This window comes from Caldicoprobacter guelmensis, from assembly GCF_016908415.1.
GTDB lineage: Bacteria > Bacillota > Clostridia > Caldicoprobacterales > Caldicoprobacteraceae > Caldicoprobacter > Caldicoprobacter guelmensis.
This window is the reverse complement of record NZ_JAFBDW010000007.1, coordinates 12710-33455: the sequence shown is the minus strand read 5'-3', so window position 1 is coordinate 33455 and position 20746 is coordinate 12710. Positions and strand designations below refer to the sequence as shown.

General features: G+C 42.1%; 25 protein-coding genes. 10 read left to right on the top strand and 15 right to left on the bottom strand.

What is annotated here, in order from left to right:
• Positions 1–13 precede the first annotated feature (13 nt).
• The 4 genes from JOD02_RS10070 to JOD02_RS10055 all read right to left on the bottom strand — a co-directional run bounded on the left by JOD02_RS10070 (position 14) and on the right by JOD02_RS10055 (position 3741).
• Positions 14–583, bottom strand: a complete 570-nt coding sequence (locus tag JOD02_RS10070) for a tetratricopeptide repeat protein (RefSeq protein ID WP_204489244.1) — start codon at positions 581–583, stop codon at positions 14–16.
• Positions 583–2295, bottom strand: a complete 1713-nt coding sequence (locus JOD02_RS10065) for an Hsp70 family protein (RefSeq protein ID WP_204489242.1) — start codon at positions 2293–2295, stop codon at positions 583–585. Before JOD02_RS10065 ends, JOD02_RS10070 begins: the two co-directional genes overlap by 1 nt.
• Positions 2273–2926: a nucleotide exchange factor GrpE gene (grpE, locus tag JOD02_RS10060; RefSeq protein WP_204489241.1), complete on the bottom strand. Its 654-nt coding sequence runs from the start codon at positions 2924–2926 to the stop codon at positions 2273–2275. The genes JOD02_RS10065 and grpE overlap by 23 nt, the downstream gene beginning before the upstream one ends.
• Before the next feature lie 86 nt (positions 2927–3012).
• A complete protein-coding gene (locus JOD02_RS10055; RefSeq protein ID WP_243426496.1) occupies positions 3013–3741 on the bottom strand; it encodes a PHP-associated domain-containing protein in 729 nt (242 codons plus the stop codon).
• 212 nt (positions 3742–3953) lie between these two features.
• On the opposite strand from JOD02_RS10055, the gene JOD02_RS10050 reads away from it, so the two are divergent.
• Entirely contained in the window at positions 3954–4301 is a 348-nt protein-coding gene (locus JOD02_RS10050) for a hypothetical protein (protein WP_204489239.1), read from the top strand.
• A gap of 63 nt (positions 4302–4364) precedes the next feature.
• Here the strand turns inward: JOD02_RS10050 and JOD02_RS10045 are convergent, their stop codons facing one another.
• From JOD02_RS10045 to JOD02_RS10025, 5 genes are all read right to left on the bottom strand, one after another.
• Entirely contained in the window at positions 4365–6419 is a 2055-nt protein-coding gene (locus JOD02_RS10045; protein WP_204489237.1) for a DUF255 domain-containing protein, read from the bottom strand.
• A 454-nt stretch (positions 6420–6873) separates the two neighbouring features.
• On the bottom strand, positions 6874–7083 hold the full coding sequence (locus JOD02_RS10040) for a DUF6485 family protein (protein WP_243426495.1): 210 nt from the start codon (positions 7081–7083) through the stop codon (positions 6874–6876).
• 254 nt (positions 7084–7337) lie between these two features.
• On the bottom strand, positions 7338–7709 hold the full coding sequence (locus JOD02_RS10035) for a VOC family protein (RefSeq protein WP_204489235.1): 372 nt from the start codon (positions 7707–7709) through the stop codon (positions 7338–7340).
• Entirely contained in the window at positions 7709–8506 is a 798-nt protein-coding gene (locus JOD02_RS10030) for an MBL fold metallo-hydrolase (protein WP_207754293.1), read from the bottom strand. The genes JOD02_RS10035 and JOD02_RS10030 overlap by 1 nt, the downstream gene beginning before the upstream one ends.
• Before the next feature lie 21 nt (positions 8507–8527).
• Entirely contained in the window at positions 8528–9349 is an 822-nt protein-coding gene (locus JOD02_RS10025; RefSeq protein WP_204489234.1) for an AraC family transcriptional regulator, read from the bottom strand.
• A 135-nt stretch (positions 9350–9484) separates the two neighbouring features.
• Here JOD02_RS10025 and JOD02_RS10020 point away from each other — a divergent pair, with 135 nt between their 5' ends.
• The 3 genes from JOD02_RS10020 (at position 9485) to JOD02_RS10010 (ending at position 13409) form a co-directional block, all read left to right on the top strand.
• Positions 9485–10753: an alpha-L-fucosidase gene (locus JOD02_RS10020; RefSeq protein ID WP_204489232.1), complete on the top strand. Its 1269-nt coding sequence runs from the start codon at positions 9485–9487 to the stop codon at positions 10751–10753.
• A 453-nt stretch (positions 10754–11206) separates the two neighbouring features.
• A complete protein-coding gene (locus JOD02_RS10015; protein ID WP_204489230.1) occupies positions 11207–12451 on the top strand; it encodes a 6-phospho-beta-glucosidase in 1245 nt (414 codons plus the stop codon).
• A gap of 13 nt (positions 12452–12464) precedes the next feature.
• The gene (locus JOD02_RS10010; protein WP_204489229.1) at positions 12465–13409 is read left to right on the top strand and encodes an N-acetylglucosamine kinase; all 945 of its coding nucleotides are present in this window, start codon (positions 12465–12467) and stop codon (positions 13407–13409) included.
• A 140-nt stretch (positions 13410–13549) separates the two neighbouring features.
• On the opposite strand, the gene JOD02_RS11550 is transcribed toward JOD02_RS10010, so the two are convergent.
• The 4 genes from JOD02_RS11550 to JOD02_RS09990 form a co-directional block, all read right to left on the bottom strand.
• Positions 13550–14821 (bottom strand): SEC-C metal-binding domain-containing protein, encoded by a 1272-nt coding sequence (locus JOD02_RS11550; protein WP_243426493.1) that lies wholly within the window; start codon positions 14819–14821, stop codon positions 13550–13552.
• Between the two features lie 153 nt (positions 14822–14974).
• Positions 14975–15148, bottom strand: coding sequence for a hypothetical protein (locus tag JOD02_RS10000; protein WP_204489227.1), 174 nt, complete (start codon positions 15146–15148; stop codon positions 14975–14977).
• Positions 15149–15187: 39 nt separating this feature from the next.
• On the bottom strand, positions 15188–15490 hold the full coding sequence (locus JOD02_RS09995; RefSeq protein WP_204489226.1) for a nucleotidyltransferase family protein: 303 nt from the start codon (positions 15488–15490) through the stop codon (positions 15188–15190).
• Positions 15487–15888 carry a nucleotidyltransferase substrate binding protein gene (locus JOD02_RS09990; protein ID WP_204489224.1) on the bottom strand — a complete coding sequence of 134 codons (402 nt, stop codon included), beginning with the start codon at positions 15886–15888 and terminating at the stop codon, positions 15487–15489. The genes JOD02_RS09995 and JOD02_RS09990 overlap by 4 nt, the downstream gene beginning before the upstream one ends.
• A gap of 552 nt (positions 15889–16440) precedes the next feature.
• Between JOD02_RS09990 and mntA the strand changes: the two genes are divergently transcribed.
• From mntA to JOD02_RS09970, 4 genes are all read left to right on the top strand, one after another.
• Complete coding sequence (gene mntA, locus JOD02_RS09985) at positions 16441–16875, top strand: type VII toxin-antitoxin system MntA family adenylyltransferase antitoxin (protein WP_204489222.1); 435 nt, start codon at positions 16441–16443, stop codon at positions 16873–16875.
• Positions 16868–17287 (top strand): type VII toxin-antitoxin system HepT family RNase toxin, encoded by a 420-nt coding sequence (hepT, locus tag JOD02_RS09980; protein ID WP_204489220.1) that lies wholly within the window; start codon positions 16868–16870, stop codon positions 17285–17287. The genes mntA and hepT overlap by 8 nt, the downstream gene beginning before the upstream one ends.
• 148 nt (positions 17288–17435) lie before the next feature.
• Entirely contained in the window at positions 17436–18395 is a 960-nt protein-coding gene (locus tag JOD02_RS09975) for a DUF4846 domain-containing protein (RefSeq protein WP_204489218.1), read from the top strand.
• A 35-nt stretch (positions 18396–18430) separates the two neighbouring features.
• The gene (locus JOD02_RS09970) at positions 18431–18610 is read left to right on the top strand and encodes a hypothetical protein (RefSeq protein ID WP_204489216.1); all 180 of its coding nucleotides are present in this window, start codon (positions 18431–18433) and stop codon (positions 18608–18610) included.
• Between the two features lie 23 nt (positions 18611–18633).
• Here the strand turns inward: JOD02_RS09970 and JOD02_RS09965 are convergent, their stop codons facing one another.
• Both JOD02_RS09965 and JOD02_RS09960 read right to left on the bottom strand, forming a co-directional pair.
• A complete protein-coding gene (locus JOD02_RS09965; protein ID WP_204489215.1) occupies positions 18634–19170 on the bottom strand; it encodes a macro domain-containing protein in 537 nt (178 codons plus the stop codon).
• Positions 19171–19255: 85 nt separating this feature from the next.
• The gene (locus JOD02_RS09960; protein WP_204489214.1) at positions 19256–19522 is read right to left on the bottom strand and encodes a metal-sensing transcriptional repressor; all 267 of its coding nucleotides are present in this window, start codon (positions 19520–19522) and stop codon (positions 19256–19258) included.
• Positions 19523–19776: 254 nt separating this feature from the next.
• On the opposite strand from JOD02_RS09960, the gene JOD02_RS09955 reads away from it, so the two are divergent.
• A complete protein-coding gene (locus JOD02_RS09955) occupies positions 19777–20316 on the top strand; it encodes a biotin transporter BioY (RefSeq protein WP_204489213.1) in 540 nt (179 codons plus the stop codon).
• Positions 20309–20701, top strand: coding sequence for a DUF1284 domain-containing protein (locus tag JOD02_RS09950; RefSeq protein ID WP_204489212.1), 393 nt, complete (start codon positions 20309–20311; stop codon positions 20699–20701). Before JOD02_RS09955 ends, JOD02_RS09950 begins: the two co-directional genes overlap by 8 nt.
• Positions 20702–20746 lie beyond the last annotated feature (45 nt).

Genomic DNA, 20746 nt, shown 5'->3' with positions numbered 1-20746 from the left:
CCTCAATCCCCTCTTACCTTTTATTTAAAAACTTTTCCCACCAATCAACCAAGAAGCCTTTTTTGTTAGATATACGCACACTTTCAGCAACATATCTCGTTGAACAGGGATTATCCTGATCCAGGCTTAACGCCATCTCCCACTTTGACCGGGCTCGCCGGAATTTACCCCTTCCATATAGGCATAAACCTAGCAAATTAAGCGGGTAAACAAATGATGACCCGAGAAACTTATTGCCATTAATTATCCTTATAGCCTGGCTATATTTCCCTGATAGAGCCAATTTCAAAGCAAGGTGGTACTGTTTTTGAAGGGATTTAAACTCATCACTTTCCATATCATTCAAGTACCGAACCGCGGGATTGGTTTCAGGGTTAATAATGAGGCTCTTTTGCCATGCCTTCCTTGCCTTATCAAAATCTCCAAGGCGGTATCTGCACAGTCCCAGCACATTCCATGCCTTCCAATTGCTTTGGTCAAATACAACCGCCTTCTCCAGCACTTCTATCGCGCTGGAAATTCTATTTTCTAAAGCCAAACTTAAGCCCAATCTGTAATATTTGTTACTTAAATCCTCAAACATTACCCTTCATCCTCTATATCATATAGTAAATCGCTCAGAGCTTCTGCCAATTCTTCCAATACAACATCATCTTCTTCCTTCAGTAACGCTTTCTTTAAATCTTTCACAGCTCCATCCAATTCTGCAAACAAAGGCGAATCTGGAGCTTCATTTAACAGCCTTTCAGCACGCCTTATAATTCCACGGTACTTTCGAGCTTTAGGAACCTCTTTCCAATTGCTAAGGTCCATCTCTTCCTCCATTTTAACGCCTGTAGTCTCGATTGTGATACCCGCCTTTTTGTTGGTGCTCAGTATGATACCTTCGACATTTAATATCCCGTTAACATCATAGGAAAATCTCACCTTTATTTTCTCCTTAAACGCCGGAGCTGGTGGTATCCCATCAAGAATAAATTTCCCGAGGAAGTTGTTCATCGAGGCTTTCTTGTAATCTCCCTGGTAAACCTTTATTTCCACCTTTTTTTGGTTGTCTACTACTGTGCCGTATATCTTTTCTCTTACAACAGGAATAGTGGTATTTCTCGGAATTATAACATCGTACATATCAGGAACCGGAAACCCTCCAACAAATTCAAGAACCTCTACTCCTAGCGTGTAAGGACATACATCAGTTATCACTATATCCTTTTCGGCAGAAAGCTCTTGATTGATAATGCCTGCCTGAATAGCTGCACCCATGGCAACTGCCAGGTCAGGATCCACAGGAGACACAGGCTGTCGTCCCATCACAGACTCCAAAAATCTTCTAACCAGTGGAATCCTTGTCGAACCCCCAACCATGAAAACCAGATCGATGTCATCCTTTGTTAGCCCCGAATCCCCCAGAGCAATGTTTATGGGTTCAATGGTGGATTCAACGAGGTCTTTTATGAGGTTTTCGAACAGCTCACGCGTTACAACCCTTTCAAGCGCTACGGGTTTGCCCTCTTTTTCAGCAATAAAGGGCAACTCTATCTTATACTGTTCCTGCGTGCTTAAAGCAATTTTACACGCCTCAGCGGCTTCTTTAATCCTGGCTAGTGCCCTTACATCATTGGAAAGGTCTATATCATATTGGGCTTTAAATTCATCTATTAGCCAGTCCATAAGGCGTTGATCAAAATCCTTGCCCCCAAGCTTGTTGTTGCCGCTACTCGCCTTGACCTCCAGCACCCCTTCAAACATCTCCAACACAGTGACATCCAGTGTCCCGCCTCCAAGGTCATAGACAAGAATATATTGATTGTTTTGCATGTGATCAATGCCATAAGCCAGTGCAGCAGCAGTGGGTTCATTTATGATCCTTTCCACCTTGAGCCCGGCCAGATTGCCTGCTTCCACCGTTGCCCTGCGCTGCTCATCGGTAAAATATGCGGGGACAGTAATTACCGCCCTAGTTATCTCCTCACCCAGATAATTTTCTGCGCACTCTTTTAAGTATTTAAGAATAAATGAGGAGATTTGCTGTGGCGTGTATTCTTTACCACCCATGGATACCTTTTGCCCAGAACCCATCAAGCGTTTTACCTCAATAGCCGTGTCCTGTGGGCGAAGCAGCATTTGGTCCCTGGCATCTTGACCAATTAGAAGATTGCCATCCTGGTCAATTCCCACCACCGATGGCGTTATTATCTGGCCTTTCGAATTGGGAATAACCTTCGGTTTGCCATCTTCCAGTATAGCCACTTCGGACGTCGATGTCCCCAAATCAATCCCTATTATCCTGCTCATAAAGTTGTACTCCTTCCTCTGTATTATCGGTTTGGCTTTGGTTTAAGGCTCGTCCCTCATGTTCCTCTGATGTCTGATTGACAACTACTCGTGCTTTTCTTATTATTTCCCCATTATACATGTAACCACTCCTGATAACATCCACAATCTGTCCATTTGGAATGTCAGGAAGCTGTCTTATCTCTTCAACCGCATAAAGCTGAGGTACAAAGAGCTCTCCTATGCCTTCAATCCTCACAATACCATTTTGCTTCAGTATAATGTCCGTCCTATTCCATTGCATGGTCATCTGCTCTTTCCACGACTCATCGCCGTATTTCAATGCATATCTGTACAAATCTTCATATGAGTCAAGTACACTTAACAAAACCGCTACCAGTTTTTTTACTTCCATATCCTTCATTCTGTTTTGTTGTTGTAGAAAAACACATCCCTTATGGAAGTTCTCTTGCTCTTCAAGAGTCATCATGATTTCATCTAACTGATGGGAGTACTTATACTGCTCTTTCCCCAATTTTTTTAACACCTTGTTAAATTCGCCAATGACGTCAGCAAGGCCACAAAACCGATCAAGAGAATCTTCTTGCAAATCTTCAACAAATTCTTGTAACTCTTTTGCTACATCAATCATGCCAAACTCTCCCCAACAAAACCTTCCCTCAAGTTATACCATTTTAGGTTTCCAATCGGCTTATTCAATCAATTTAATAATACCACTTAACAGTTAGCACGTCCAGAAAAAACTTTGACTTCACCAGTACCTTCACAATTTACAACTATTTCCACTTGTTTGAATTCCCTGTAGTACTCCACCAGTTCCCGGGCTGAACAAATGGGATAAGGTAAACATATCCCTGCCCTGCCCACATCCTGTGGCTGGTGTGCATCCGAGCCGGCAATCATAAAAAGACCGTTTTGTGTCGCAAACTCATAGGCCAGGTCGTTGTGGGAATCGTGACGGGGATTGCCGTTGAACACCTCCACACCATGAAGAAAAGCGGGATCAGCTGGCCTCATCCCCGCCCTGAACGGATGTGCCTGGAATATAAGTATGTTGTGGTGGTGTATCAGTTTTTTAAAGCTTTCTAGCGTATATCTATAAAGCTCGGGATTCTCGACGAGAAAATCCTCATCTATTCCGTATACTAGATAATCCTCTACGCCGTCATGAAAGCGCAGCTCCATGCCCAGCATAACATTCAGGCCTAGACGCTTCCCTTCTTCCAGTGCCGCTCTATATCCCGACAGAAACTTCTGCACTTTGGCCTCCCATGGCTGATCCCCAAGTAACTCGAAATAGCCGTCGTAATAGTGGTCGGTTATGATTATACCCTGATAGCCGGCGTCCTTGTAATATCGCACCATCTCCCCCGCCGAAACCTTGCCACACGAGCTTACCTCCGAGGTATGCACATGGGTATCAATCAAAAACGATTGTCCTTTCAACTGCATCGTCTCCTTTTTTTCAACAGGAATTTATTAACCTTCTTGATAAGTTCAACACACGCATCTTATTATAATAAAAAAACACTCCCTATTCAATGATTCTCAAACTCCTTCAAAATTTAGAAATATAATACCAACTGTAAAAAGTATAAGAGTAATATTCACTTTTTATCCATGGTTCACATAACTTGATTATAGAGGAGGTGTTTTCCATGAGCATGCCTACAATTCCTGATATTAAACCCAAAATAGAAATATCTATTGAAGAAACAATTAAGCTGTTGCTGGCTTCAATCGCCCTTGAAGAACTCAGCCTTGCGCACATTATGAATGCAGAAGCAGAAAAAATTCAAGAAATCATCAAATGTACAGGGGACAAAAAATATAGCGATACAACAGAAGATAAGCTTCATGACCTTTTACTCATAGATAAAAGCGTGGATAAAATGCTAAAGGACATCATAAAGAAGGAAATGTTATTGGAGTTCAAATTTGAAAATATACTCGAGCTATGCAAAACTTACAAAGAAAAAGACAGGTGTAAAGACAAAGACGATTAAGCTGTATTTTTAAGACAAAGCCTTGTTTATAAACAAAGCTTTCTTTATCTGCATGTCTGTGCGCTATTCGTACTTAAGTTCCTTTAAAAGCTCATCCTTATCAACTATGGGAGCCGTGCAGGCAAAATTTTTGCATATATAAGCGGTAGGTTTACCATCTATCGGTTTTTGGTCCTTTACATATGGCACCAACTGCTCCAATTGCCTTCCCTCTTCATCATCTGTATGCAAAAGGCTCACAGCATGAGGTGTGAACACAGAATTATAAGCCTTGATCATGTCCATAAGGTCCTGATCTTCTTTAGAACCGGCGAAAACTATCTCCCTAGTGGGGTACAGCGCAAACATGGCCGCCATCATAAAATAAGTATGAGCAGCAGGGTATTGCTTAACAATACTTGCAAAGGCCTTAAGCTGCCTTATCGCCATGTCTTCCAGGCCCTGGTCTCCTGTCAATCTTGCCAGCCTTAACAGGTTCATAGCCGCAACTGAGTTTCCAGACGGCAAGGCCCCATCATAAACCTCTTTCGGGCGCGCAATTAGCTGCTCGCCATCGCTGCCGTACAGAAAAAAGCCACCCCTATCGGAATCCCAGAACAGGCGAATCATCTGCTGGTTTTCCCTGATGGCATATTGCAAATAAACCGGTTTGTATGCGGCCTCATAAAGCTCAATCAATCCCCATATCAGATAGGCATAATCATCCAGATAAGCCGGATATGCCGTCTCGCCATGTCGATAGCGGGCCAGCAGCCTGCCGCTTTTATCCACAAGTTTATGGAATACAAACTCTGCTGCCCTTTCGGCCGCCTGTATATAGCGTTGGTCTTGCAGTATCCTGCCGCCCATGGCCATGGCAGCTATCATCAAGCCGTTCCACGAGGTCAAAATCTTATCATCCTTAAAAGGACGAACGCGCTGTTCTCGACGCATAAACACCCTTTGACGTAGAGAAGCAATCAATTCTTCATCTTCATTTACGGGTGCTGATGTGTGGATGCGGTTTGGAATGCTTCTCCCCTCAAAATTCCCTTCATCTGTGATGCCATAATAATCGCAAAACATCTGCCCTTCTTTTTCTCCCAAAACGTCTTTTATCTCGTCTGGCGTCCAGAGATAAAACTTCCCTTCTTCTCCTTCAGAATCAGCATCCTCAGCCGAATAAAATCCCCCTTCAGGCGATGTCATATCCCTGAGAACATAGGTAAATATTTTCTTTGCCACTTCAGCATACATATCCTTTTTGGTGCATAAATAAGCCTCCAGATAGGCAATGGCCAACAGCGCATTGTCATACAGCATTTTTTCAAAATGGGGTACCAACCACTTTCTGTCGGTGGAATAGCGCGAAAATCCGTATCCTATATGGTCGAATATACCTCCCCTATACATCGCATCCAGGGTCTTTTCAACCATTTCCAAAGCCTTCCGTTCACCGGTCATTTTCCAGTACCGCATGAGAAAATAAAGATTGTGTGGTATGGGAAATTTAGGCGCAGGACCGAATCCACCGTATATCGGGTCAAATGAGCGCTTAAGCCCTCTATAGGCCTCGTGCACGTCCTCTTTCGTCAAATCGTTCTCTCGAGAATCCAGTGTAAACTGATCCTGCAAGGCTTCAACGATCTTATTCCCCGATTCAATAAGGCCTTGCCTGTTGGTCCTCCAGGCCTGGGCCACCGCTTTCAATATATCGATAAGGCCCGGCATGCCCATACGTCCGTGTTTAGGAAAATAGGTCCCCGCATAAAAAGGCTTTTGAGCAGGCGTCATTATAATGGTCAGGGGCCATCCTCCATGGCCGGTAAGGGCCTGGCATACCGTCATGTATATGTGATCTATGTCCGGCCTTTCTTCCCTGTCCACCTTTATGGATACAAAATTTTCGTTGAGTATATCGGCCACTTCCTGGTCCTCAAAGGATTCCCTTTCCATCACATGGCACCAATGGCAAGTACTGTACCCTATGGATAGAAATATAGGCTTATCTTCCCGCTTTGCCTTATCAAAAGCCTCCTTACACCACGGGTACCAGTCCACAGGATTGTAAGCATGCTGAAGCAAATACGGAGATTTTTCCAAAATAAGCCTGTTTGGTTTACGGTTTTTCTCTTCCACGTCGACTTCCTTTCATATTAAAATAAAGCAATCACCTTTATTTTTATCTTCTACAGCGTTTCTTATGCTTTTTCTGGTATTATCCCAGTAACAAGCATCCTTTTAGTGAAACGGGAGCTTGCCAGAATAAGATCAATAAAAATGAGGTACCATCTAAAAGCTATTTAAATCCTCCTTTTCAATTCCATTGTATAGTATGTTGTCCACTATATTGATAAACTATTCCCCACCTATAAGTAGGTGGGGCTTGGTGAGAAGTTTGGTAGCATAAAGTTACTCTTAATTATTCTCATAGGACAACATACACCTATTGCTGATTATCTGCCGAATGGCAGACTCACCAGATACTTTAATTCCTGAACATTTGCCTTTACCCACAATTTATATCCGCCTTGCAGAAAATTAAATATTCTTCCTTAATTTTCGATAAAGAATATGGCGTCAACAATTATAATCACTTATTGCCGTACACCTGTATAAACCTCTTTAATGAGCGGTCGTATGTACGCTCCACCTCCGGCGGGAACATACATCCCGGCAACTCCTTTCGGCTCCAGTGATAAGAAAGGCACTCGCAGCACTTTCCCTTACGGCTGCAGTAATCATAGCTGCATGTGCAGTTTTTCAAATTGCTGGCCATGTTGCTACAATTTTTGTTTGCCATCTATATCCCCCCTTGATCGTGTTGTAGGGTCTCGAAAAGTCTAAAGTTTTGTTTTGCTTGTTTGCAGGTTCAGCCTTGTTGGATCTTTAACCACTAATTATTTTGCAACGTTACCCTGCAAAACCAATTGTTGTGTCTATGCTCACTCAGCTACTTTCCAAGCAATCTTATGTTGTTAAAACACAATCCATTTCTCCTTGCCATTGCGTGCCATATATCCTTCCAAGCAAACTCATGTTGTTAAAAATAGAAGGTCATCTTCTCTCGGGGACAATCTCTATCCAGTATCCGTCAGGGTCGGCAATGAAGTAAATGCCCATCTTCTTATTTTCATAGCAAATGCAGCCCATTTCTTTATGATGCTGATAGGCTGCTTCAAAGTCATCCACAACAAAAGCCAAGTGTATTTCGTTGTCAGACAGGTCATACGGTTCCTTTCGATCCCGTAACCAGGTAAGCTCTATCTGATGTTCTGTTGTGCCATCTCCCATGAAAACCAGAATAAAGCTTCCATCCTCAGCTTCCTTTCGCCTAAGCTCCTTAAGCCCTAGAGCCTTCTCGTAAAAGGCTATGCTCTTTTCAAGGTCAAGCACGTTGAAATTGGTATGCGCCATCTTGAATTTCATCACTCATCTCTCCCTTTCTTGTATATAATCTTCTGTCCCCTGCGGAACAGGGATACCACTTTTGTTGGCAGGCCTTTCATCCGCTCAGAAAACTGGCGTGTTATATCATATTGGCCCCAGAAATGCATCGGCACAAAGAGTTCAGGCCTCAACCTCCTTATAAAATACTCCCCACCCATATGATAATACTCTTTCAGCCTGGGGTCAACCGGGAAAAAAGCTATATCTATTTGTTCCCCCGCCATTTTCTCGATTTCCCTCTCAAAATTTTCCTTATCCTGCTTGAGTTCCTCAGGTGTCGACTCATAGTACCAGTACCAGCAGTTCAAATCCCCGGCATGGAATATATTGAGCCCATCCACCTCGACCAAAAAGGAAACGCCGATATCGGTAGAGCCATAGGCCTTTATCCACACATCGTCTATATGCAGTATCTTGTATGGGAAAACAACATATGAATTTTCCCCGTTTGGCTTTACCATGCGCTTAATATCGATACTCAAAACATAGACGATATCCGGCCTATCCTTTTGCCAATCGAAGATAACTTTATTGAAATGATCCCCGTGTCCATGGGAAACAAACACCAATATTTTCTTATCTTTATCCAGCTGGTCGGGAGTGACAACGCCGCTTTCAAGGCTCCTTACTTCACCCTCGGGCTTATCACAGGAGTAGTCAAACACCAGGAAATGCTTCGCGGTCTCAACGGCAAAACCGCTGTGATGCAAATACCAGATGTTGGCTTGAGGCGCACTAATGGCACCAATCTCACTCACACTTAAATCCTTTTTCAACTGTTGTTACCTCCTATCAAGTTAGACATTCCTAAATTCCTGTGGTGAAAACCCCGCATATCTTTTAAATACCTTGGAAAAATACCCTGCATCGTTAAATCCAACCATATCAGCAATTTCCTTAACTGTCAAACCAGTAGTTTTAAGCAGATGCTTGGCCTTCTCCAACCTGAGCCTGTTTATATACTGCATTGGCGAGCAACCAAGGTGATCCCGAAAAAATTTTATGAAATAGTTAGGATGAAAATGCACGATCCTGGCAAGGTCATCAATCGTTATATTTTCATTAAGATGAGATTCTATAAAGGTTAACACCTTCCCCAGCTCCTGAGTGGAGGAATAATCATAAAGCTGTATATCGTCCAACGATAGTTTGTCAAAATACCAGGCTATGATCTCCACCATGATTCCTTTAAGCCGCAGAGCATTTGTCACGCCGCCACTCTGGTAAGCATCAACCAAAGCCGCAAAAAGACCTTTAAGTTCTTGATCATCGCCAACATCCACAAACACCGGAGTCCTTACTATATCAAAAAGGTTCATCTCTCCCACTTTTGCCGTGAAATGGCACCAGTATTTTTTGAAGGTGTTCTGGCTTATGGTAGAATACGACTGCACCACACCAGCAGGCATCAAAAACAGCTGTCTGGGCTTAGGATAATACTCATGGCTTCCAATTTTAATCCATCCCTCACCGCCGCATATGTAATAAAATTTGTTGTAGTCGGGTATATAGTCAAAATCAGCCCAGCTTTGAGGACAGTGCGTATAACTTGCTACCTGCACATCTACTTGAAGGTTTGACAGGTAGTTCTTTATAAGCAGCGCCTTGTCATGTTTCACCATACCAACCCTTTATACGCAAAAAGTTAGTTTTGCACAACCAAATATTAAAAATCTCCATTTTTATTATACCACAAATTCAATATAATCTGTTTAGAATTTCGTTATTTGTACTTTGAAAAGGGGGTTAATTGCATGTTAACAGCAAATGAGCGCATCGAATGGTTTGTAAAGGCTCGCTTTGGCATGTTTATCCACTGGGGCATATACGCTATCCCGGCAAGGGGCGAATGGGTAAGGAGCCACGAAAGGCTCTCAATCGAAAACTATCAGCCGTTTTTTGAGGAGTTCAATCCCGTAAACTACAATCCCAAAGAATGGGCGGCCCTGGCAAAAAAAGCCGGTATGAAATATGCTGTTATGACAACAAAACACCATGACGGCTTCTGCCTATTCGACAGCAAGCTCACAGATTACAAGGCAACCAACACCCCTGCAGGCAGGGACCTCATCAAAGAATACGTTGAGGCTTTCAGGAGCGAAGGCCTAAAGGTGGGGTTTTATTATTCCCTGCTTGACTGGCATCATCCCGATTATCCGGCATACGGAGACAGCTTTCACCCCATGAGGGACAATGAAGCCTGGAAGGACAAGAAACACGATTTTTCTCGATACATAGAATACATGCATGGACAGGTAAAGGAGCTCCTCACCAACTACGGAAAAATCGATATAATGTGGTTTGACTTTTCATACAGCAACATGTCGGGCGAAACCTGGAAGGCTACCGAGTTGGTTAAAATGGTCCGCTCGTTGCAGCCTCATATTATAATAGACGACAGGCTGGGCGGTAACATCCGGTCAGCAAATAAAGAAATCTATGCCGGCGACTTTGCCTCCCCCGAACAGATCATACCGCCCGAAGGCGTTGTGGATGAAGCAGGCAATCCCATACCCTGGGAAGCATGCATCACCATGAACAACCACTGGGGATATGCCGCCGCCGATAAGGACTTTAAATCGCCCAAACAGCTTATCAGGGCACTGGTCGAGTGCGTAAGCAAGGGTGGAAACCTCCTGCTCAACGTTGGCCCCAACGCAAAGGGAGAAATCCCAGAGGAGAGCGTCGAGATACTCACCGAGATCGGAAAATGGATGAGCAAAAACGGTGAGAGCATTTATGGCTGCGGCAACGCCGGCCTGCCAAAACCCGAATGGGGACGCTATACAAAGAAAGGCAACAAACTGTATGCACACATATTTGAAAGGGGCATAGGCCCCATCGCCATCCAAGGCATAAAAGGCAAAGTTAAAAGAGCAAGGCTACTTGCCGATGGTTCTGAAGTGAGTCTACAAAAGCCGTGGAACGCACACCATTATGGCGATGCCATATTCCTCAACTTTAGAAGCTCCAAGTTGCCCGATGAGATTGACACCGTCGTAGAACTGGAACTGGAGGAATAACATTAAAGTAGCTACCCTTTTAAGGGGTAGCTACTTTATAACATTATGTACTTTTTGACCCAAATATCCCAAGCATTTGTCATAATTAAAACTATGATATTGCTGAAAAACTCCATTTGCGGAATGCTCGCTGAAATTAGTAACGCTTTGGCTTGCAATTTTTGCATGCGGCAATTGAACATCTTGTTCAATTGCCGCTAAAAATGACGCCCTGTCATTTTTGCTTCAAAATTGCTACGTCTCCAGAGACTGAGCTTTGCAGCTCGCATTCAAGCAAATTTCGTTTTTTGCAGCAAAATTTTACATACATAGAATCAACTATTCTCAAAAAGGATTTTTGAATTTTGGGTCGAATATATTCCTGTATAAAGATTATAAAGGTCATAATATAATCAACTTAAAATCTGTTTTCCCACAAATAACATTTATTTTTAGACTGGAGGTCAACAGCATATGAAAGTAGTAATTATTGGTGGGGGTAGTACATATACACCCGAGCTTATGGAAGGTTTTATACGATTAAGCCACTTGGTACAAGATCTAAGCATCACATTGGTCGATACAGATGTTCAAAAAATGAATACCGTCTATGAATTTTTGAAGCGCATGATTAATGCATCAGATGCGAAGATCGAACTATCAAAAACAACAAATCTTGAAGAGACATTACCCGGTGCAGATTTTGTGATCAACCAGGTCCGTATCGGCGGAAACCGTGCAAGGCTTATGGATGAAACTGTACCGCTACAATTTGGAGTCCTAGGACAAGAAACCACCGGCCCTGGCGGATTTGCAAATGCCCTAAGAACCATACCGGTTGTTTTAAGTATTGCGAAACAGGTCCAGGAGCATTGCCCTAAAGCGTGGTTCATAAACTTTACAAACCCGTCCGGGATTGTGACCGAAGCGCTCTTAAAATACAGCACAGTAAAGGCAATAGGTTTATGCAATTCTCCTATCAACTTTTGCAATATGTTTGCACGGATGTTCGATGTAACAGCAGAAGATGTGTTTCTGGATTACTTCGGGTTAAATCACTTAAGCTTTGTGCGAAAGGTTTTTGTCAATGGAAAAGACGTAACAACTGAAGCTCTAGCCAAATTGCCTCTATCAAACGAAGAACAACGGATTGTCAAATATTTAGGCATGTTTCCCAATTATTATTTAAGGTATTATTATCTACGCGAAGAGAAAGTAAAGGAAGCCATGGAAAAACCCAAGCGTGCAGAAGAAGTTTTAAAAATCGAGCAGGAATTGCTGACACTTTATAAAGATCCAACATTGGCAGAAAAACCTCCACAGCTTTCAAAACGCGGTGGTGCTTTTTATTCTACAGCAGCAGTAAACCTTATTGAACATCTATGTGGCTTTAAACGAGGATTTCAAATCATTAACGTGATGAATAATGGTGCCATAAAGGACTTGCCGGATGATGCTGTAGTCGAAATCCCAGTATATATAGACGGAAGTCTGCTAAAGCCCTACATGATCGGAACACTTCCAACAACCGTACGTGGTACCATTCAAGCTGTCAAGGCTTATGAACAGTTAACTATTGAAGCTGCTATTGAAGGTTCATACAGCAAGGCTGTCATGGCGCTAGCGCAACATCCCTTGGTATCTTCCATATCTCTTGCTGAAAAGATTTTAGATGCATTGATGGATGCCAATGCAGGATTGTTTCCTACTTTGATTTAGAGGAGGTATAGATATGGAATACTTTCTCGGTGTGGATGCCGGTGGAAGTAAAACAGAAGCATTAATCATCGATGAACAAGGTAATAAAATTGGCATAGGACGCTCTGGCCCCGGAAATTACGAAAGTGTTGGCGTTGAAAAGGCCAAAGAAAATTGGCTTTTGGCCATTGAACAGGCAAAATCCGGAATGGAAATAAAACAGTTTAAAGCCGCATGTTTCGGGCTTGCTGGAGCCGATTTCCCTGAGGATTTTGAAATGTTAACGCAGGTTGTGTCTTCACTCGGCATTGCCGACAAGTACCTAGTAGAAAATGATACTGTCATAGCCCTCAGGGCAGGAAGCCCCGAGTTTTGGGGGGTTCTTATTGTCATGGGTAGCGGTACCAACGGCTATGGCAGGAGAAAGGATGGTCGTGATTTCCGCTTTTACGGTGAAGGCTATGCCTTTGGGGATTGGGGCGGTGGGTCATCGGTTGTACAAGAAATGCTCCACATGGCATTTCGCAGCTATGACGGGCGAGGCGACAAGACGCTACTGGAGTCTGAGGTGCTTAGATATTTCGGATACTGCCATTATGATGAGTTTGCCAAAGCTCTATACTACGGAAAAATCCATCGCGAGCAAATCATCCATATGGCACCCCTTCTCTTTGAAGTGGCAGCAAAAGGTGATAAAGTTGCATTAAGCATTGCGTTCAGAGTGTGCGATGAAGCGGTAACTATGGCTAAGACAATTATAAGTAAATTGGAACTGTCGGGGGAAGATATACCGGTGGTGTTAGCAGGAAGTCTCTTCAAAGGAGCCCCCTGGATGGTAGAATACATTTCGTCAAAGTTACATGCTTATGTGCCAGGGACTAAGGTAACACTTTTAGCAACCAAGCCTGTAGTAGGTGCTGCTATACTCGCATGGGAAAGTGTAGGCCGAAAGTGGAGTAAGCCAACTGAAATATACTGAATTCAAGCTTTTAACAGCCACTGAGTCAAGTGTTAACCTGATAATTCTGAAAATAACTGAAAACCTTAAAGTAAGAGGATTGTTAATAGGTGTTTCTGATTAACAATCCTCTTACTTTAGCCTGAATTCTCAAACAACCTTTATTCCACAAATTTCCCACAGCACTTCTTGTACTTTTTACCGCTGCCGCAGGGGCAAGGGTCGTTTCTCCCTACTTTGACCTCACCGGAATATATTTTATTCAGTCGTTCCTTTTCTTTTCTTTCTTCAATCAATTTACCAAGAGCTTCAGCCATGCGTTCCTCAAATTCTTCCTCTATTATTCTTTGAAGATACTCCTTGGATATAACCTTTTTCAATTCCTTTAACTTTTCTTCTTCTTCCTTAATACCTTTATACCATTTATCCATATCGGGATGTTTCAAGCCATGTACCACATGAAGCACATAGGCCGATTCTTCAAGATTTGTGAATTGCCTATCATAACCATGCCACAGCAGGGTCAAAATCATGGGAATAGCATCTACAGAGAAAAGCTTAGACAATCCATAGGCGAGATGTGTTTTCAAAGTAACATCGGTTTCCCTAGGAAAAAGCTTTAGCATGAGCTCTTCGCTTTCCTTTAGCTTTATCTTCTCCAATACTCCAGCTGCATAGATTCTAAAATGAAAATCTTCATTTAAATATTCATTGCCAATAGCTTCCACAACTTCGGCCGTACCAATCCTAACCAAAGCCTCAACGGCACGTTCGCAAAGGAAAGCCGCATCAATTTTAAGAGTTCTGATAAGAAAAGGTATTGACTCTTTTGATTTAAGTTCTCCGGCAAGGACGCTAAGATAAGTATCATCCCAACCGTCATAATCCTCCGGATAGTCGATTTGTATTTTCTCCAAGTATTTATCCGTCGGAAAATCTTTGCGCTTGGCAAGCTCCTTTATTATAATCTCACCATAATTATAATCAAACTCGTCTAAACCTTTACCCAACCCCGACTGGCTGTGTTCCCAAAGTTTTTCCCACAGCTTTTCGGTATCCATAGAGGCAAACAAAAACCTCTTTTCTAAAATGTCGATATACTTTTGCTCCCTCGGGCGAACATCGGGCAATTTTTTCAAAAGCTCTAAATCGGCTTCCACAATTGTCCTGTCCACGTGAAAAACTATATTGGGGTCAGACGGCTCTATCTCCCACAGCCTGCTTAAAGTTTCTTCATTATGAGGAAGATCCGGCATACTGCTCAATATGTCCAAAGCCTCGTCATCATCAACCCCTTTGCTGTATAATTCTAGCAGCATATTGGTAACCTCTATATCGCCAATACCACCTTCAGCGAAAAACTCCATTGCATATTTTCTTACAACTTTTTCTGGATGAAATATAAGGCTTTTTACTTTGGATTTATCGAGCATATTATACACCTCTTTAAAATATAAACTTTTGATTTATACTAAAATTTTAGGGAATTTTACCCTACCAAAAAATAACACCCCTTTACAGCCTAGCAACCATAAAGCCACTGTATGGTACTCTTCCCATCGATAACCACAAATAAAAGCTGGACGTTATCGATATCCCTTTTCAACTTTTTTATTGTATTGATTGGTTGGTCGGACAAAAAGTACATTCCCATCGCGTTCAATAAATTTTTCTTTAAGCCTTTTATAAAACTCAGCGACATTCATTATCACGAGGACACCGTTTACAACATAGTAGGCAACCATGCGATCAAATAGCACACTATATACCTTCTTCGTCCAAATACTCCTTTGTAAGCTTCATACATCAGCTCTCCTGTATATATCTATTCCATCCCTTTCTATGCTTTTTTTGAAGTCATCATTATCCAAACTGTTTACATCAACCACATCGACCTTGTATATCCCGGCTGCACGGTCGATATCGTCAATAAGGCCGGGATAATCTCCTCCATCAGTATATATGGCAATGTCAATATCCGAGTTATAGCGGTAGTCACCCCTGGCTCTTGAACCGAATATAACTGCTCTCTTTACAGCTTTGTGTTTGTCTATCGCTGATACGATCTTTTGGATTATACGCTCTTCAAGACCAAATCTCATTGCTCTATCTCCCTGCTTATTGCTTCTTTTAATTTGCTCATGGCTGGATAATATCTATTTTTCACCTTTTCATAAACGCACCTGGCCGTGTTTTGATCGTAGGTATGTGAGGTAACATTCCTGTCGTCCAGCATCCCAAGCCACACGTCCCCCTCCTCGATCAAGCCGGCAGCAAAAGCCTCCTTAAAAGCCTGCCTTGGCGTCTTGACATCCGCTATGCCGCTGTAAGACATATAAGCCTTGATGAGCTTCCAGGAAAGCTCGTATGTGAATTCAAACCTCTGTATAACTGCATCCAAAACGATATCATCCGATTGATCTCTTTCCAGCGCTTCTTTTAGCCGGTTTAAAGCCTCTGAAAAACCAGCAAGTTTTTCCCTTAACCTCTGTATATCCATAAACACAGCCCTCCACTTTTACTTCTTTACGATAATCCTCAACTTATTCTTATCTCTACCTTCATGTCGTCCGACATCACGTAGGTTTCAACCAGTCTGGCGGCTTTAGAGGAATCATCAGCATCCTTTATCTAAATGACTGTCTCAATAGGATCAAAATTTATAAGCTGACCATATTTCATAATAGGCCATACCCCCTATTTCGTAATGCACGACACCCCATAATTTCTAATCTCATATCTGTGAAAATCCGGATAACCCGGTTTTGCATAAGTCAGCACGCCATCCTGATAACCGCCATCCCATATTACCAGAAGCCTTTTATTCTTTCCGGCCAGCTGTAAAGTCTTTATGACATCAAGCGAATACTCGGCAAATTTTGATAATTAATTGACTGTACGATTGACTTTAAATAGAATTATACTATATCCGCTATCATTTGTGAATAAAATTACGAAATTCAATGCAATACCAGCCAATTAAAGTATCCACTGTTTTTTCGAATCAAAATGAGTTAAAATAGTAGTAATAAAAAAGCAAAGGTGAACAGGCATGGACATACAGAGCATAATAGAAAAACTTCAGTCCTATTTCAAAAACCAAGGAGACGTAATAGCGGCCTACCTCTTTGGCTCCACTGTAAAAGGTAAGGCAAGAAAAAATAGCGATGTTGACATAGCGGTTCTATTTGATGGGGAAAGAAGCACAATATACCGATTCCATAGAAAGCTTGAGATAGCCGGGAAACTGGAAGAGCTACTAAACACCAGAGTAGACATTGTAGATCTAGAAAGCGCTGACCCGTTTTTTTTCCACCAAATAATGCTTAATAAGATCCTAGTGGTAGACAAGAATATTGATAAGCGAGTAGTTTTTGAAGTAAAAAAACGCAGGGAATATTTCGATATGCAACCTTTTTATAAGTTGTACTATTCTCAAGCTTTAAAGCGGCTAGAGAAGAAACGGAGGGACATGCACCGTGGTTGAAAAATCGATAATTGCCAGAAGGCTGGCGTACCTGGATGAGTACTGCAGAGACCTTGAGGAGGCAAGAACAAAAGTAAGCTGGGAACAGTTTTTAAATGATAAAGTTGTAAGACGTTACATTGAAAGAACTTTACATATGGCCATTGAAGCGTGCATAGATATAGCAAATCATATAATTTCTTACCACGGCTATAGAGAACCTGAAAGCAACAGGGAGTTATTTCAAATATTGATGGAACAAGGAATTATCCCCAAGGAGCTTGCCGAAAATCTTAAAAAAATGGCCCAGTTTCGTAATATTATAGTACATGATTATATACGAGTACAGCCCGAAATATTATACGCGATTTTGAAAAACAATCTTATAGACATAATTGAATATGCGAATATCGTTAAAGAGAAATTCCTTTGATAACATAGGTGTACCTTTGTCTTTATCTGTATTTTTTATTGGATATAGTATGATTACTACTATACTCAATAGCATGTTTTTGTTTTGTAACACCTTTTTATAATGCAAAGAGGTATGAAATTTGTAATTGAACCGGAGGAGGTTAGATATGAGAAAATGGCTGGCCATAATCATTATAGTACTGTTCATCATTCCCTCTTGTCACAAAGACGTATCAAAATACAAAAATTCAATTACAAGTAATGAGAATAACCTGCTAAACTCAAATGCTTTGAGTAAAACGCCTTATCAACCAAAATCATCTTCTAACACGGCTATTCCCAATCTACAAGGTCAGCAGCATAATATGGACGTAATTATAAATCCGTCGGGAAATACAATAGAAGAGAGGATCAAACCTCCAGAAGGGTTTGAACGCGTAAAAGTAGAAGAGGGGTCATTTGCACATTATTTGAGGACCCTCCCTTTAAAACCTCATGGTTCAAAAGTTAAGTATTACGACGGAAGGGAAAAGGCACATAACGTATACGAAGCGGTAATAGATATGGATATAGGTAAGAAGGACCTGCAGCAATGCGCCGATGCAGTAATTCGATTAAGAGCGGAGTATTTATACAAACAAAAGGAGTATGATAGGATTCATTTTAACTTCACAAACGGCTTTAACGCCGAATTTGTCAAATGGATACACGGCTACAGGATAGTAGTAACTGGCAATAAAGCAAACTGGGTGAAGACCTCTGGCTATTCTGATGATTATAACACTTTTCGGAGATATCTCGATACTGTATTCTCTTATGCAGGCACACTATCTTTATCTAAAGAGATGAAGCCTGTTATGATAGAAGATATGGAAATTGGGGATGTATTCATCCAGGGAGGCAGCCCTGGACACTGTGTCATAGTGGTGGATATGGCCATGCACCCGGAAAATGGAGAAAAGCTGTTTTTGCTGGCTCAAAGCTACATGCCTGCACAGGACATCCACATTTTAAAGAACCCCCAGGATCCGCAAATTAGTCCATGGTATTCCATTAAATTTGGCGATACATTAATCACGCCTGAATGGACATTCAAGAAGACGGACCTTAAGCGTTTTTCAAATTGAATTTTTTCCAGGAAGAATAAAGGGGAATTGTGTAAATGAAAATAGAAGAACTTGATGTGATCAAAACAAAAGATGGAAAAGAAGGAACTGTTGTGCATGTTTTTGATGTAAAAGATTTACCTAAGGCATATGAGATTGAATTTGATAACGGTAAATTAGAAACAATCCCTGAAGAGCAAATCAGCATAATAGTCTGGAAAATGGTAAAACCCTAATAAATGCTCAACCTTTGTAATTATCAGGAGGCTAACATCTCTTCCAGTACCCTCTCATGAATCTCCAGCGCTTTCCTATCCCACAGGACAAAACGGATCACCTTCACCGATTTAAGCGAAGGAACCAGCTCGAATATCGCCTTAAACGCCACGCTGGCTGCCTCCTCCATAGGATATCCGAATATACCGGTTGAAATGGCAGGAAAAGCTATGGAGGTTATGCCGTGCTGTTCAGCTAGCTTCAGTGCGTTCCTATAGCAGTCAGCCAGCAGCTTGTCGGAAGGCTGGTCAACGCCATATACCGGCCCCAAGCAGTGAATGACATAGCGGTTTGGCAGGTTGTGTCCACCGGTTATGACGGCATGTCCAGGCTTTATGGGCGCCAGAGGCCTGCACTCCTCCGCCAGACCAGGCCCGGCTGCCCGATGAATAGCACCGGCCACGCCTCCTCCAGGCATGAGCTGAGCATTAGCTGCATTCACTATTGCATCAAAACCCTCCTGTTTAGTTATATCCCCCTGAACGCACTCGATCTTCACGCCGTGTACCACCTTTTCCATAGACTATCCCTCCAACAAAAAGATTATATATTCAAGTACATCCAAAGAGAGCACAACAGCATGATAAATAAAACTATCAAACACGCTACTTGGCATATTTGTCGATAAGCTCCATTATCTCATTTACCTTTTCCTCACCATGGCCCTCGGTGAATGCCTGTCTGACACAGTGCTTTATGTGCTGGTCTATTATCTTCATATTTGCCTTTTTAAGCAAAGCCTGCACAGCCAGTATCTGCTTGGATATGTCCACGCAGTACCGGTCATCCTCCACCATCTTGATTATGCCGTCTATCTGCCCTCTCGATGTCTTCAAAAGGTTGAGCACCTGCTTTTTGGTCTTAGTATCCATATCATTCACTCCCGCACTTATAAGTCAAATACATTTTACCACATTTTATACCATTTATGAGGCATGACTATCATACTTTTTTCTCAAAAAATAACAGATAAATAACGCATTTTGGCCAGTATTTTAGCATGTTGTAACTTATTATACCAAAAACAAAAAATTAATGAGCCAAAAAATAAAACCTTTTCCTATTGACTTTTTTAATTGCCTGAATTATTCTATAAATAAATTGTAAACTATGGAGGTGTTTGAAGTTGACAATTAGGACCGTAGTGCAAGCTGCCTTGCTGGCAACCATCACAGCTGTTTTGGCCCAGATTGCCATACCCCTTCCAGGAGGTGTACCGTTTACCCTTCAAGTCTTTGGAGTTTTTTTAGGTATATTACTGCTGGGCAAAAAGGCATTCTGGGGAATGCTTACATATTTGCTCCTTGGAGCTATAGGACTGCCGGTATTTGCTCAAGCGCAAGGGGGCATAGGCATCATACTGGGCCCAACTGGCGGATACATTATAGGATTCGTCATAAGTGGATTGGTTGGTGGATACTTTGTGGAGCTGTTCAGGTTCAACCTAACAGGCAAGGTTTCAGGGGTGCTCATCTCCCTCCTCATTATATACTTCCTGGGCACAGTGCAACTAGCTTATGTAACCAAATCATCCATAGATAAAGCCGTGGGAATCGGCGTATTGCCATTCATCCCCTTAGACATATTAAAAGGAGTCATAGCCATCGTTTTGTCAAAATACATAGACAGGGCACTACCCAGGGCAGGTATTAATATCAATGGTTAGATTAAGAGCACACCACCTGCTATGCTTTCTGGGATTTCGCGGCTTAGGCTACAACCACCGGTTTGTTCAAAACTTTTCTCGTATTCGAGCCCAAATTCTCGGGAGCCCTGAGCTTATGCTTAAACTTGAAGTCCACGCAGACGATATCTGCAAAAGTTGTCCTAAATTACACAATGGCATTTGTATTAATAATGATAAAGTAAGAAAAAAGGACGAATTTATAATTGACCTTTTAACCACCGACGAAATTGCCGTAAAAGATGCCTACCAAAGAATAAAAACCCTGGAAGAAGAGAGATTTAAAAACTTGTGTCAAAACTGTGAGTGGTACGACTTGGGCTTCTGCCTTGAGGGTTTCCGCAAGATGAAACAAAAGGAAAACTGAATCTTTAACCCGTAAGCTGAAGAGACCCTCCGAGCTTACGGGTTA

Excerpts from the sequence above, each read along its gene's own strand:
- JOD02_RS10070 (WP_204489244.1), bottom strand. The coding sequence starts at position 583 with ATGTTTGAGGATTTAAGTAACAAATATTACAGATTGGGCTTAAGTTTG.
- JOD02_RS10065 (WP_204489242.1), bottom strand. The coding sequence starts at position 2,295 with ATGAGCAGGATAATAGGGATTGATTTGGGGACATCGACGTCCGAAGTG.
- grpE (WP_204489241.1), bottom strand. The coding sequence starts at position 2,926 with ATGATTGATGTAGCAAAAGAGTTACAAGAATTTGTTGAAGATTTGCAA.
- JOD02_RS10050 (WP_204489239.1), top strand. The coding sequence starts at position 3,954 with ATGAGCATGCCTACAATTCCTGATATTAAACCCAAAATAGAAATATCT.
- JOD02_RS10040 (WP_243426495.1), bottom strand. The coding sequence starts at position 7,083 with ATGGCAAACAAAAATTGTAGCAACATGGCCAGCAATTTGAAAAACTGC.
- JOD02_RS10035 (WP_204489235.1), bottom strand. The coding sequence starts at position 7,709 with ATGAAATTCAAGATGGCGCATACCAATTTCAACGTGCTTGACCTTGAA.
- JOD02_RS10020 (WP_204489232.1), top strand. The coding sequence starts at position 9,485 with ATGTTAACAGCAAATGAGCGCATCGAATGGTTTGTAAAGGCTCGCTTT.
- JOD02_RS10015 (WP_204489230.1), top strand. The coding sequence starts at position 11,207 with ATGAAAGTAGTAATTATTGGTGGGGGTAGTACATATACACCCGAGCTT.
- JOD02_RS10010 (WP_204489229.1), top strand. The coding sequence starts at position 12,465 with ATGGAATACTTTCTCGGTGTGGATGCCGGTGGAAGTAAAACAGAAGCA.
- JOD02_RS11550 (WP_243426493.1), bottom strand. The coding sequence starts at position 14,821 with ATGCTCGATAAATCCAAAGTAAAAAGCCTTATATTTCATCCAGAAAAA.
- JOD02_RS09995 (WP_204489226.1), bottom strand. The coding sequence starts at position 15,490 with ATGAGATTTGGTCTTGAAGAGCGTATAATCCAAAAGATCGTATCAGCG.
- JOD02_RS09990 (WP_204489224.1), bottom strand. The coding sequence starts at position 15,888 with ATGGATATACAGAGGTTAAGGGAAAAACTTGCTGGTTTTTCAGAGGCT.
- mntA (WP_204489222.1), top strand. The coding sequence starts at position 16,441 with ATGGACATACAGAGCATAATAGAAAAACTTCAGTCCTATTTCAAAAAC.
- JOD02_RS09975 (WP_204489218.1), top strand. The coding sequence starts at position 17,436 with ATGAGAAAATGGCTGGCCATAATCATTATAGTACTGTTCATCATTCCC.
- JOD02_RS09970 (WP_204489216.1), top strand. The coding sequence starts at position 18,431 with ATGAAAATAGAAGAACTTGATGTGATCAAAACAAAAGATGGAAAAGAA.
- JOD02_RS09965 (WP_204489215.1), bottom strand. The coding sequence starts at position 19,170 with ATGGAAAAGGTGGTACACGGCGTGAAGATCGAGTGCGTTCAGGGGGAT.
- JOD02_RS09960 (WP_204489214.1), bottom strand. The coding sequence starts at position 19,522 with ATGGATACTAAGACCAAAAAGCAGGTGCTCAACCTTTTGAAGACATCG.
- JOD02_RS09950 (WP_204489212.1), top strand. The coding sequence starts at position 20,309 with ATGGTTAGATTAAGAGCACACCACCTGCTATGCTTTCTGGGATTTCGC.